Source organism: Paenibacillus sp. J53TS2 (assembly GCF_018403305.1).
Classification (GTDB): domain Bacteria; phylum Bacillota; class Bacilli; order Paenibacillales; family Paenibacillaceae; genus Fontibacillus; species Fontibacillus rhizolycopersici.
Window position 1 is genome coordinate 713,331 of record NZ_BOSK01000001.1, and the last position, 11,568, is coordinate 724,898.

The following is an 11,568-nucleotide window of genomic DNA, read 5'->3' on the forward strand; positions in this document are numbered from 1 at the left end:
AGGTAAATACAGGAGGGGTGTTATGGATTACGAGGCATTGGGGAAAAGGCTGCGTCAAGAACGGCATAAAATGCACTTGACCCAGGAAAAACTCGCCGAACGCATCGAAGTTTCGGACGCATACATAGGGCAAATCGAACGGGGAGAGCGTAGCTTGTCCCTGGAAACACTCGTCAAACTGGCGAATCAATTAGGCGTTACCGTTGATTATTTACTTCACGATTCGATTGTGATCAGTGATGACCATTTTATGGACCAGATCCAACAGATCGTCATGAACCGGTCGCCGAAAGAGAAACAACTGGCGCTCGATATTATGAAATTAATGTTTACCCATTTGGACGATTTAAAAAAAGAGGATACCAATCTTTCCTAGTAAGAGACTAGCGCTGCTTTGCCGCGCACAGCATGAAAAAGACCTGTCGGCTTTAATGCCGACAGGTCTTTTGGCTTATGTCTGAATCAAATAATGGTACTGTACACCATGAAGAAAACGATCAGCAATACTGCAACGGACAATAGGGCGCTTAAAGTGCGCAGTTTCCCTTCTTCCGCGGTTACGGTTTTATTCTGGCGAATCCCTTCCTGCGCCAAACGCAGCGGTTTAGCCAAGATACCGCTAAACGCTCCAATCGCCAAATACAAGATGACGATCACAATCATCCAAGGCACGGAGTAATCGCCTTGACCAATCAGGTAGCCGCCCGTCAGCAATTGGATGATGAGCCCGATTTGGGCATATCGGTTCAAAGAGATCACGGCTGATACCGTTCCTTCCTGAGCCGCGAGCGACAACTTGCCGATTCGGCCGAGCACAAACGGCAGGACCAGATAGAAGCCGAGCGCCAGTGCGCCGATAATATGTAGGAATAACATGACTTGGTACATTAACATAACCGTCCTTTCTGCGTCAATTACATTTATTATAATCTATTATAACTTTGGATGGAAATAAAAGAAACGTTTGTTGGGGCGGGCCATGAAAACAACCTGATAAGGACTGAGGGCAACGCTAGGAAATGTTCCTACGATCGCTGTTGCTCACGGGTTTCTTGATCTTACAAATTCATGCGAGGTTGAAACCCGCTCACAAAGGCGAACGCTCCGCTTCTTCGGAATCATTTCCCGCTTATGCCCTATCCCTTATCACGATTGAAGAGCAAAGCCCGCCCCGAACAAACTCGGGCAGGGCAGAGGAAACAACTGGATAAGGACCGGGGGCAACGCTAGGAAATGTTCCTACGATCGCTGTTGCTCGCGGGTTTCTTGATCTTACAAATTCATGCGAGGTTGAAACCCGCTCACAAAGGCGAACGCTCCGCTTCTTCGGAATCATTTCCCGCTTATGCCCTCTCCCTTATCACGATTGAAGAGCAACGCCCGCCCCGAACAGACTCGGGCAGGGCAGAGGAAACAACTGGATAAGGACCGGGGGCAACGCTAGGAAATGTTCCTACGATCGCTGTTGCTCACGGGTTTCTTGATCTTACAAATTCATGCGAGGTTGAAACCCGCTCACAAAGGCGAACGCTCCGCTTCTTCGGAATCATTTCCCGCTTATGCCCTATCCCTTATCACGATTGAAGAGCAAAGCCCGCCCCGAACAAACTCGGGCAGGGCAAAAAAGACCCTCCCTAAGAACGCTAGGGAGGGTTAATGTTAACGGAGGTTGCATATCCAAAAGGTTAGAATTAGCTAATTACATGTTTTTGATGACATGGTCGGCAAACTCGGAGCATTTCACTTCCGTTGCCCCATCCATCAAACGGGCAAAGTCGTAAGTGACTGTTTTATTGTTGATTGAAGTTTCCAGACCCTTATAGATCAGGTCCGCCGCTTCTTGCCAGCCCAGATGCTCCAGCATCATAACGCCGGATAAGATAACGGAGCCCGGATTTACCACGTCAAGGTCAGCGTACTTCGGCGCCGTACCATGCGTTGCTTCGAAAATGGCATGCCCCGTTACGTAGTTGATGTTGGCGCCCGGCGCAATACCGATGCCGCCAACTTGCGCTGCCAAAGCGTCGGACAGGTAGTCGCCGTTCAAGTTCAACGTAGCGATAACTTCGAAATCCGTTGGCCGTGTCAACACTTGCTGCAGTGCGATATCGGCAATCGCATCCTTGATGATGATTTTGCCTTCGGCTTCCGCCGCCTTTTGTGCTTGGTTTGCTGCGTCAGCGCCGGATTGTTCCTTGATCCGGTCGTATTCGGCCCATGTGAAGACTTTATCGCCAAATTCCGCTTCCGCGACTTCATAACCCCAGTTCTTGAAAGCACCTTCGGTAAACTTCATGATATTGCCCTTGTGCACCAAAGTGACGCTCTTACGGCTATGTTTGATCGCATATTCGACCGCGGCGCGGACGAGGCGTTTCGAACCTTCTTCTGAAACCGGCTTAATGCCAATCCCGGATGTTTCTGGGAAGCGAATTTTGTTGACGCCCATTTCATTTTGCAAGAATGCCAGGACTTTCTTAACTTCCTCGGAGCCTTCTTTATACTCGATGCCGGCATAGATGTCTTCGGTATTCTCACGGAAAATCACCATATCCACGAGTTCCGGACGTTTAACAGGAGAAGGCACACCTTCGAAATAACGAACTGGACGAAGGCAGACGTACAGGTCTAACTCCTGGCGGAGCGCTACGTTTAGCGAACGGATGCCACCGCCGATCGGCGTGGTCAATGGTCCTTTGATGGCCACAATATATTCGCGAATCGCGGTCAGCGTATCAGCTGGCAGCCATTCCCCGTATGTATTGAAGGCCTTCTCGCCGGCAAACACCTCGTACCAGGCAATTTTCTTTTCCCCGCCGTAGGCTTTGTCCACGGCGGCATCCAATACACGTTTCGAGGCTTTCCAAATATCGCGGCCCGTACCGTCACCTTCGATAAAAGGAATTACAGGATGGTTAGGCACCTGAAGCTTCCCATCCTGAATCGTAATTTTCTCGCCTTCAGTAGGAAGATCGAACTTTTCCAGTTTCAACATTTTAACGGTTTCCTCCTTCAGTCTGTTTGCTGCATCTCACGGTCTCCATTTTACCACAATGTTCCTTGGAGCTCCCGCATGGCTGCTTATCTTAATTCAATGGGAACGTATTTCTGATTGGTGACGCCCGTATATTCCGCACGCGGACGAATCAAGCGGTTATCTTCCAACTGTTCCAAAATATGCGCCGTCCATCCGGACAACCGGCTGATCGCAAAAATCGGCGTAAACAGGTCGCGCGGAATGCCCAGCATCGTGTAGACGGAAGCGGAATAGAAGTCAACGTTGGGCTTCAGCCCTTTTTGACCTGTGACAAGTTGCTCCACTTTAACGGAAATATCGTACAACGTGGAATCGCCTTTAAGAATGCTCAACTGACGCGACATATTCTGCAAATGTTTCGCGCGTGGATCGCCGTTTTTGTAAACACGGTGACCAAAGCCCATGATTTTCTCCTTGCCTGCCAGCTTCTTCTGAATGTAGGGCTCCGCTTGCTCCAACGTGCCGATCTCAGCCAGCATATTCATCACCGCTTCATTCGCACCGCCGTGAAGGGGGCCCTTCAAGGTGCCGATCGCCGAGGTAACCCCGGAGTAGATATCGGACAACGTCGCAATCGTCACGCGGGCCGAGAACGTCGACGCGTTCAGCTCATGGTCAGCATGCAGCACCAACGCTTGATCCAAGGCACGAACCGCAATCGGATCCGGTTCTAAGCCGGTTAGCATATACAAGAAGTTGTGTGCGATCGATACGTCCTTCAGCGGGGCGATCGGTTCCTGGCCTTCCCGAATTCGGGCAAACGCAGCAATCAGGGTCGGAATTTGAGTCTGGAGCTTAATCGCCTTCAATTGGTTGTTTTCTCGGGAGTTGTCATTGGCGTTCTCATCATACAAAGCAAGAGCCGATACGGCAGTACGAAGCACTGCCATCGTGTTGGCAGTCTGCGGATACAGCTTCATCTGTTTCAGCACCGCATCAGGAACCGCGGCATAATCGCTTAATTGCCGCTGCAAGCGTTCCAGTTCAGCTTGATTGGGCAATTTGCCGTACCATAACAAATAAGCCGTTTCTTCAAAACTCGCACGTTCCGCCAAATCATCGATATTAATACCACGATAGGCGAGTACGCCATCATGAATGGAGCTGATCGAAGAGGTTGCCGCAACAATGCCTTCCAGGCCTTTCGTAGCTGTCATGAACCATCTCTCCTTTGTTAACATTTTGTGAGCAAACAAGCCCCTGAAAACATTTTCAAATTGAAAGTTTTAAATTTTCGAAGTCATGCAATACCGGGCCTATAATTGCAGAAATATTGCTCCACTGCTTACTTCTTCATCATACTGGATTTCCGAAAACATGGGAACCGCTTCAGCACTGCCGGGTACATTAAATGATTTTATCACAACAATAAAGAAATTTTGTAAACGATTGCAGTTGTGCAATGAATTATATCACATTATTCGAAAGATGTTTGAGGCGGAATACTCGCGGCGGACAAATAATAGAGTAGAACTAGGACATGTATTGGGAAAAGGGGAAATGCCATATGGATCACGTGATCGTCAAGCGCGTGCTGCGCGGCAGCTGGATATGCGTCGTCCTCATCAGCTCCATCTTGGCCGTCTACTGGCTGCTCCCGCTGGTTTATCCGTTCTTAATCGCCTGGCTGATCTCCTATGCGATGCACCCGTTTGTCCTGTGGCTCCAAAAGAGTCTACGGGTACCAAAGTGGCTGGCTGTAACGCTCTCGCTGCTCATTTACTTTGGAAGTGCAGGGATTATTGTGTCCGCAGCGCTAACGCGCCTCGTTAAAGAGTTAATCCATTTGGCCGAATCCTTCGATTTGCGCATTGCCGAGTGGAGAAACCTGTTTGTTTCATGGACGCAAAGCGAGGGCATCCAATCGATCATTACCGAGATCAACCGATTTATCGCCGATAACCCCGGTTACGAAAATACCATCCATAAAAACATCGACAACACCGCCGAAAGAGTTGGATCCTTTGTTTCTCATTTCGTCAATAATGTGCTGGAAACGATCGTCACCTTGCTCTCCTCCCTCCCCAATTTAGGGGTCATTCTCGGCGTGATCCTGTTGGCTACCTTTTTTATCAGCAGCCACTGGGAGCGCGATATGCGGTTCTTGGCTAACTCCATTCCTACACCGTTTCGCAAAACCGTAGGCGCGATTTGGCGCGACCTGCAGCGAGCCCTCTCAGGTTATCTGCGCGCCCAATTCATCATGATTTCCATCACCGCGTTTATCGTATTGCTCGGCTTACTTATTTTGGGCGTCGATTCCGCCTTTACCTACGCCCTGCTGATTGGACTTGTCGATTTATTACCTTATCTAGGCGTCGGAACGATCATGATTCCTTGGCTGATTTATGCCTTCGCCACGGGCGACGTCACGCTGGGGATCGGACTTTCCGTGTTGTACGGGGTCATCCTGCTAGCCCGCCAACTGATTGAACCTAAGGTACTGGCCACTAGCGTTGGACTGGATCCCTTGCCCACGTTGATCGCGATGTTCGTCGGCCTCAAGCTGTTTGGCGTGTTAGGACTGATCATCGGCCCGGTTACGTTGGTCATTCTAGGTGCCGCCGTCCGTGCCGGTGTCGTCCGTGATTTGCGAAACTATATTGTACACGGCCGTTTGAGATAAAAAAAGGGCATCCCGTCTTCCAAGACGAGATGCCTTTCTAAAATAAATCCGTTAACGGCGGAAATACGTGATCGTTCCGTCTTTCATCTTCTTGCTGACCCATTTCATGAGCGGGATCCGATACAGCACACGCGTTAGCGGGAACACCATCGTAAAACCGATGAGATCGGTAATGAAGCCGGGGATCAGCAGCAGGATCCCGCCGGCAAACACGCATAATCCATCCAGGACCATTCGCCCCGGAATTTGTCCGCCGCTCATTTGGGCTTTGGCATCCGCCAACACTTTACGCCCTTCAAATTGCATCATCAACCCGCCGAGCACGGACGTTGCCAGCGTCAGAAAGATCGTTTTACCGACACCCAACCTCTCGCCAACGTACATATACCCCCAAAATTCTACGATCGGAATCAACACAATGAGAGCGGCTATCCATTTACGCATATCAGGACTCCTTTATCACATTCCTGTACTTGTATTTTACCGCCTCTACGCCGGATAATCAAAATTTACGATTTTCGGGCTTCCTCCAGCGCCGCATACCATTCCGGAAATACCTTCTTGAACTGAACCGGTTTGAAGTTCTCGCGGCGAACCACATAGTGGGAAGAAGAACCTTCTACGCAAAGCGTGCCTTCCCCATTGTACACCTCATAACCATAAGCGGTTTTGACGCCGCTGTTCTCGATGACCCGTGTCTTGAGCAACACGGTTTCCCCATAACGGATTCCGCGTTTGTATTCTACCTTCATTTCGTGAACGGGAGAAATATATCCGGCCTGCTCCATCTTGACATAATCAAAGCCAAGATTTCGGCTCAACTGCAGCCTCCCCAGCTCGAACCATTCCAGGTAATGGGCGTGGTAAATAATCCCCATCATATCGAATTCCGAATATTTCGGCTCAATCACCACTTCGCATACGTACACTCGATTCGCTCCTTTCCGGGTTTCCCGCCAATCTATCGCATGATGGTTTTGCGGCAAAAAAAGCAATGGTCCCGAGCGGGCCCCATTGCCTTTTGTTGTGACGATAAGTCAATCTATTTATTCCTACGACTACTTGCGGATTTGCCCGATTTTCACCAGGTTGGTCGAACCGGAACGTCCGAGTGGTACCCCAGCCGTAATCACGACGAGGTCGCCTTCCTTCACGAGTCCGGAATCTAGGCCGCCCTTCATCGCTTTATCGAACATTTCGTCCGTCGTGCTGGCCGTATCGCCTTTCACCGGCGTTACGCCCCAGTTCAGGGCCAGACGGCGCAAGGTTTGATCTTCGGTCGTCACGGCGATGATCGGTGCTTTCGGACGGTATTTGGAGACCATCCGTGCCGTATAACCGGTTTCCGTCGAAGTAATGATCGCTTTGGCATTCAGCTCCAATGCCGAGTTGGCAACCGCTTGGCTGATCGCTTCAGTAACCGTCGTTTGTTGTGCATTACTTTGTTTAACGAAGATTTCACGGTATTCCAAAGCGGATTCCGCTTTCTCGGCGATGCGGGACATCGTCAATACCGATTCCACCGGATATTTCCCGGCAGCCGTTTCGCCGGACAACATGATCGCATCGGTACCGTCGAAGATGGCGTTCGCCACGTCACTTGCTTCGGCGCGAGTAGGTCTAGGGTTGCGTTGCATCGAATCAAGCATTTGCGTCGCCGTGATCACCGGTTTCCCTACGCGGTTACATTTCTCGATCATACGTTTTTGTACGAGAGGCACATCTTCCGCTGGAATTTCTACACCGAGGTCACCGCGGGCAACCATCAGGCCGTCGGAAACTTCCAAGATTTCATCGAGGTTGTCAACGCCTTGTTGGTTTTCGATTTTAGAAATGATTTGGATATGAGCTGCGTTGTGTTTCTCCAGCAATTGACGAATTTCAAGCACGTCGCTCGCTTTACGAACGAAGGAAGCGGCAATAAAATCGATGCCTTGCTCGATCCCGAACTTGATGTCGTTAGCGTCTTTCTCGGTGATGCCTGGCAGGGAAATGTTTACGCCTGGAACGTTAACGCCTTTTTTGCTCTTAATGGTACCGCCATTGACGATACGGCATTTGATTTCCGTACCTTGAATCTCGACGACCGTCAAACCAATCAGACCGTCGTCAATCAGAATCGTCGAACCGACTTCCACGTCTCCAGGAAGTTCTTTGTACGTAATGGAGATCCGTTCCTTGTCGCCGAGAATTTCTTCGGTCGTCAAGGTTAGGAATTCGTCCTGTACCAGCTCGATCGGTTCTTCTTTCAGCTTACCGGTACGGATTTCAGGACCTTTGGTGTCCAACAGTATGGCGATAGATTTCCCCAGCTCTGCACTCGCTTGACGGATCGTCTTGATCCGGTTACCATGCTCCTCAAAATCACCGTGGGAGAAGTTCAAGCGAGACACGTTCATTCCGGCCATAATCAGCTTCTTGATGTTTTCTAACGATTCACTGGAAGGACCGATAGTACATACGATTTTTGTTTTGCGCATTTGGGTTTCCTCCGTTTAAAATAGTTCTCTCTATATAATCTTTTCCAACAACTAAATTTACTACAGTTTTGTCGATTTGTATAGGAAGTTTATCATATTGTAACGAACATTCCTTCAAAGCATGCAAAGTTACTCGATTCACGCATCTCATCTTGGTGCCTAAATTTGCATTATTCCCTGAGTACAGCGAAAATAACCTTGCCGTAGGTCCCCATAGGTTCCACCCGTAAGGTTATCGCTTTGGATCTTAACTTTTCTCGGCGGTATGGGCCTCAGAGGCAGCTGCCGATTCGCCAGACGCATCCACAGGAGCCTCATCCTCGATCACGCCAGCAACTTCAGCCACGCTATCCGATGTGGCCGGAGCCTCCGTCTTGCTGGCCACTTGAAACTCGCCGATTTTGCGGAATTTCCGGTATCGATCTTCCACGAGTTCATCCGGATGCAAGTTGGATAGTTCCTCCAGGTGTTGGAGCAGCGATTCTTTGATGGCTTCCGCGGTCGATTCGTAATCCCGGTGTGCTCCACCACGCGGCTCGGGAACGATCTGTTCGATCACCCCCATCTCCAACAGGTCTTGAGCGGTAATCTTCATCGCTTCCGCCGCCTGATCGGCCTTGGAAGCATCCTTCCAGAGAATGGAGGCCGCTCCGTTCGGCGAAATGACGGAGTAAATCGCATTCTCCAGCATCAGCACGCGGTTACCTACGCCAAGTGCAAGCGCCCCCCCACTGCCGCCTTCACCGATGACCACGCAAATCACGGGAACCCGCAGCATCGACATATCCCGCAAATTGCGAGCGATCGCTTCCGATTGCCCGCGCTCCTCTGCCGTAATTCCCGGATAAGCGCCTTTTGTGTCAATAAATGTAATGATTGGGCGCCGGAACTTGTCCGCTTGCTGCATGAGCCGCAGCGCCTTGCGGAATCCTTCCGGATGCGCGCTGCCGAAGAAGCGGGCAATATTGTCCTTCGTATCCTTCCCCCGCTGTTGTCCGATCACCGTGACCGGCATTCCGCCAAGCTTGGCCAATCCCCCAACAACGGCAAGATCGTCGCCAAATACCCGGTCCCCGTGGAGCTCAATGAAGTCCTCAAAGATCAGGCCGATCATATCGAGTGACGTCGGGCGTTGATGATGCCGGGCCAGATGCATTTTTTGCGAAGGGGAGATGTTGTTGTAGATCTCTTCCTCCAGTTGCCGATAGCGCTCTTCCAGACGTGCAATTTCTTCTGTAAAATCGATGCCCTTCTCGCTGCCAAACTGCTCCAGTTCCAAAATCTTCTCGCGCAGCTTCACGAGAGGCGTCTCAAAAGGCAATTCGCCTGCCATTTATGCTCCTCCCTTCACGCCGTGCAAATCTAGCAACTTCGCTAGCGTCGACTTCATGTCCTTCCGATGAACGACAAGATCGAGCTGACCGTGTTGCAGGTTGAACTCGGCCGTCTGGAAATCGTCTGGAAGCTTCTGACGGATCGTCTGCTCAATGACGATTCTTCCGGCAAATCCGAATACGGCACCGGGCTCGGCCACAATAATGTCGCCAAGCATGGCAAAGCTAGCCGATACGCCGCCCGTCGTTGGGTCCGTAATGACCGAGATGAATAGTCCGCCATGTTCGCTTAATCTAGCCAACGCAGCGCTCGTCTTGGCCATCTGCATCAAACTGAGGATGCTCTCTTGCATCCGCGCTCCACCCGATGTTGAGAAAATGATCATTGGCAGGCGTTTCTCCGTAGCCGCTTCAATCGCTCGCGTAATTTTCTCCCCGACAACCGAACCCATGCTCCCAGAGAAAAAATCAAAGCTCATCACGGCAACCACGGCAGGAAAGCCCTGAATTGTCCCCTCGCCGGTGACGACCGCTTCGCGTAGACCCGACTTCAGGGTTTGCTGCTCCAACTTGCTGGCGTAGCCCGGGAATTCTAAAGGATCCACGGAAACGAGATCCGCATCATATTCCGTAAAGCTACCTTCATCGAAGGTATAGCGAATCCGCTCCAGCGCGTTTAAGCGCATATGATGTCCGCAAGCCGGGCACACCATATAATTCTTCTCCAGCTCTTTACTGTACTGAATCGCGCCGCAACGGCCGCATTTATTCATCAGACCTTCCGGAATTTCGCGTTTCGGACGATCCGCCTGCGGCGTGCCCTCTTCGCTGCCAGTTCGTCCGGAAGGAATGGTCGCGTACTTCCTCTTCTTCTGAAACAAATCTTTGAACACAACTACACCTCTTCAGCCGTTTATTTATCGTGGCAGATCCAAAAGTCTATAAAGCCCAGTCGACCCTATGAACCCGCACTTCCAGGCCTTATCTGCAACTAGGAATCTCGAATCCCCTGCTAAGGATGCAAAATCGAATTCAACACTTCTTGCACTTCTTCCAATTCCCCGGAAGGAACCAGAATCTCAAACTGCTGTTTGGATAAATTAACAGGACGTGTTTGGACGAGAAAGCCTTCTTCGGTGAGTTTCGTCTTGATCATATCCGCAACTTTTGCGGTAGGCGCGATATACATAACAGTCCACATGCCCTTTTCAAAGCCCCCTAACCTAATCTTTGAGCCCGTATAATAGAGTAATGATAACATAATTTTCAAATTTCCCGCAACAAAAGGAAAACCGCGCCGTAAGCGGCCCGGTGCAGGGAATTGCCGCAGGGCCCGGCGCTTCTTGTAGAAGGAGCGCGGGCCTATCGGCGGGGGCTGGGCGCTGTTTTCTTTTTCTTTTTCGCTTAAGAGGAACTAGGAGGGTAGGTAGCGGCTTGCTCGTGCTTATGGGCAATTCGGGCGGAGGCGGCGGCCGCGAGACCCGCAACCAAGTCGTCGAGAAAGACGTGAATGGAATCCCCGCGATGATTCAACTTCCCGATGATTTCCGGTTTGACCTTGTCCAAATAACCAAAGCTTGTAAGTCCGATCATCCCGAACACGCTCGTAATGCCCAGCGCCATCGTCTCATCCACCCCGTAGAGCGGCTCGTCGGCCTCCATGATGGCTTGCAGCGGTTCCGGAAGCTGCTTCTGCTCAGCCAGCTCGTCGAGGGCAATCCCGGTGAATAAAGTATATTGGACTTCTCTTTTTTGCAGTACGGCTTTCACGCTCTCCAAACATTGGTCCAATGTCAGATCATCATGATACGCGGTTTGCAGCGCATGAACAATTTGAGCAATATCCTCCAGCTTCACTCCGCGGCGCAGCAGTTGCGCTTCTGCCAATTCATAAGACATACGCATCTTCCTCCCCTGATTCCGAGTACAACGCCGCTGCCTGTTTAGACTCGATGCCTGACGCGCTGCCGGAATCCGCTCTCGGGCGTTCTTGCCCGGTTCTTGGTTTTTCGTGTTTCTAAGTGTATGCACGATCCTTCGAAAATGTTCGTTCAAACTTGTCCGGAACCGGATACGGTGATCCCCTGGGCT

12 protein-coding genes are annotated in these 11,568 nt (G+C 50.8%); 2 read left to right on the forward strand and 10 right to left on the reverse strand.

Going from position 1 to position 11,568, the window contains the following annotated elements; translation table 11 throughout:
• Positions 1-22: 22 nt before the first annotated feature.
• Positions 23-376, forward strand: a complete 354-nt coding sequence (locus tag KJS42_RS03385) for a helix-turn-helix domain-containing protein (protein ID WP_155604951.1) — start codon at positions 23-25, stop codon at positions 374-376.
• Positions 377-462: 86 nt separating this feature from the next.
• Here KJS42_RS03385 and KJS42_RS03390 read toward each other — a convergent pair whose 3' ends face one another.
• The 3 genes from KJS42_RS03390 to citZ form a co-directional block, all read right to left on the reverse strand.
• Entirely contained in the window at positions 463-888 is a 426-nt protein-coding gene (locus KJS42_RS03390) for a hypothetical protein (RefSeq protein WP_155604950.1), read from the reverse strand.
• An 811-nt stretch (positions 889-1,699) separates the two neighbouring features.
• On the reverse strand, positions 1,700-2,995 hold the full coding sequence (gene icd / locus KJS42_RS03395; protein ID WP_155604949.1) for an NADP-dependent isocitrate dehydrogenase: 1,296 nt from the start codon (positions 2,993-2,995) through the stop codon (positions 1,700-1,702).
• Between the two features lie 86 nt (positions 2,996-3,081).
• A complete protein-coding gene (gene citZ, locus KJS42_RS03400; protein WP_155604948.1) occupies positions 3,082-4,194 on the reverse strand; it encodes a citrate synthase in 1,113 nt (370 codons plus the stop codon).
• 350 nt (positions 4,195-4,544) lie between these two features.
• On the opposite strand from citZ, the gene ytvI reads away from it, so the two are divergent.
• Positions 4,545-5,663, forward strand: a complete 1,119-nt coding sequence (gene ytvI / locus KJS42_RS03405; RefSeq protein ID WP_213621965.1) for a sporulation integral membrane protein YtvI — start codon at positions 4,545-4,547, stop codon at positions 5,661-5,663.
• A 51-nt stretch (positions 5,664-5,714) separates the two neighbouring features.
• Here ytvI and KJS42_RS03410 read toward each other — a convergent pair whose 3' ends face one another.
• From KJS42_RS03410 to KJS42_RS03440, 7 genes are all read right to left on the reverse strand, one after another.
• A complete protein-coding gene (locus KJS42_RS03410) occupies positions 5,715-6,107 on the reverse strand; it encodes an FxsA family protein (RefSeq protein ID WP_155604946.1) in 393 nt (130 codons plus the stop codon).
• A gap of 65 nt (positions 6,108-6,172) precedes the next feature.
• Positions 6,173-6,592: an acyl-CoA thioesterase gene (locus KJS42_RS03415; protein ID WP_193418182.1), complete on the reverse strand. Its 420-nt coding sequence runs from the start codon at positions 6,590-6,592 to the stop codon at positions 6,173-6,175.
• Positions 6,593-6,721: 129 nt separating this feature from the next.
• A complete protein-coding gene (gene pyk, locus KJS42_RS03420; protein ID WP_155604945.1) occupies positions 6,722-8,143 on the reverse strand; it encodes a pyruvate kinase in 1,422 nt (473 codons plus the stop codon).
• Positions 8,144-8,390: 247 nt separating this feature from the next.
• Positions 8,391-9,476 carry an acetyl-CoA carboxylase carboxyltransferase subunit alpha gene (locus tag KJS42_RS03425; RefSeq protein ID WP_213621966.1) on the reverse strand — a complete coding sequence of 362 codons (1,086 nt, stop codon included), beginning with the start codon at positions 9,474-9,476 and terminating at the stop codon, positions 8,391-8,393.
• Positions 9,477-10,370 carry an acetyl-CoA carboxylase, carboxyltransferase subunit beta gene (accD, locus tag KJS42_RS03430; RefSeq protein ID WP_193418186.1) on the reverse strand — a complete coding sequence of 298 codons (894 nt, stop codon included), beginning with the start codon at positions 10,368-10,370 and terminating at the stop codon, positions 9,477-9,479.
• 119 nt (positions 10,371-10,489) lie between these two features.
• Positions 10,490-10,678 carry a hypothetical protein gene (locus tag KJS42_RS03435; RefSeq protein WP_036624401.1) on the reverse strand — a complete coding sequence of 63 codons (189 nt, stop codon included), beginning with the start codon at positions 10,676-10,678 and terminating at the stop codon, positions 10,490-10,492.
• Positions 10,679-10,881: 203 nt separating this feature from the next.
• On the reverse strand, positions 10,882-11,376 hold the full coding sequence (locus KJS42_RS03440; RefSeq protein ID WP_155604943.1) for a phosphatidylglycerophosphatase A family protein: 495 nt from the start codon (positions 11,374-11,376) through the stop codon (positions 10,882-10,884).
• Positions 11,377-11,568 lie beyond the last annotated feature (192 nt).

What these genes read in the sequence shown, in the direction of transcription:
- ytvI (WP_213621965.1), top strand. Translation starts at nt 4,545, where the DNA reads ATGGATCACGTGATCGTCAAGCGCGTGCTGCGCGGCAGCTGGATATGC.
- KJS42_RS03385 (WP_155604951.1), top strand. Translation starts at nt 23, where the DNA reads ATGGATTACGAGGCATTGGGGAAAAGGCTGCGTCAAGAACGGCATAAA.
- icd (WP_155604949.1), bottom strand. Translation starts at nt 2,995, where the DNA reads ATGTTGAAACTGGAAAAGTTCGATCTTCCTACTGAAGGCGAGAAAATT.
- pyk (WP_155604945.1), bottom strand. Translation starts at nt 8,143, where the DNA reads ATGCGCAAAACAAAAATCGTATGTACTATCGGTCCTTCCAGTGAATCG.
- KJS42_RS03440 (WP_155604943.1), bottom strand. Translation starts at nt 11,376, where the DNA reads ATGTCTTATGAATTGGCAGAAGCGCAACTGCTGCGCCGCGGAGTGAAG.
- KJS42_RS03410 (WP_155604946.1), bottom strand. Translation starts at nt 6,107, where the DNA reads ATGCGTAAATGGATAGCCGCTCTCATTGTGTTGATTCCGATCGTAGAA.
- KJS42_RS03435 (WP_036624401.1), bottom strand. Translation starts at nt 10,678, where the DNA reads ATGTGGACTGTTATGTATATCGCGCCTACCGCAAAAGTTGCGGATATG.
- KJS42_RS03390 (WP_155604950.1), bottom strand. Translation starts at nt 888, where the DNA reads ATGTACCAAGTCATGTTATTCCTACATATTATCGGCGCACTGGCGCTC.
- citZ (WP_155604948.1), bottom strand. Translation starts at nt 4,194, where the DNA reads ATGACAGCTACGAAAGGCCTGGAAGGCATTGTTGCGGCAACCTCTTCG.
- KJS42_RS03425 (WP_213621966.1), bottom strand. Translation starts at nt 9,476, where the DNA reads ATGGCAGGCGAATTGCCTTTTGAGACGCCTCTCGTGAAGCTGCGCGAG.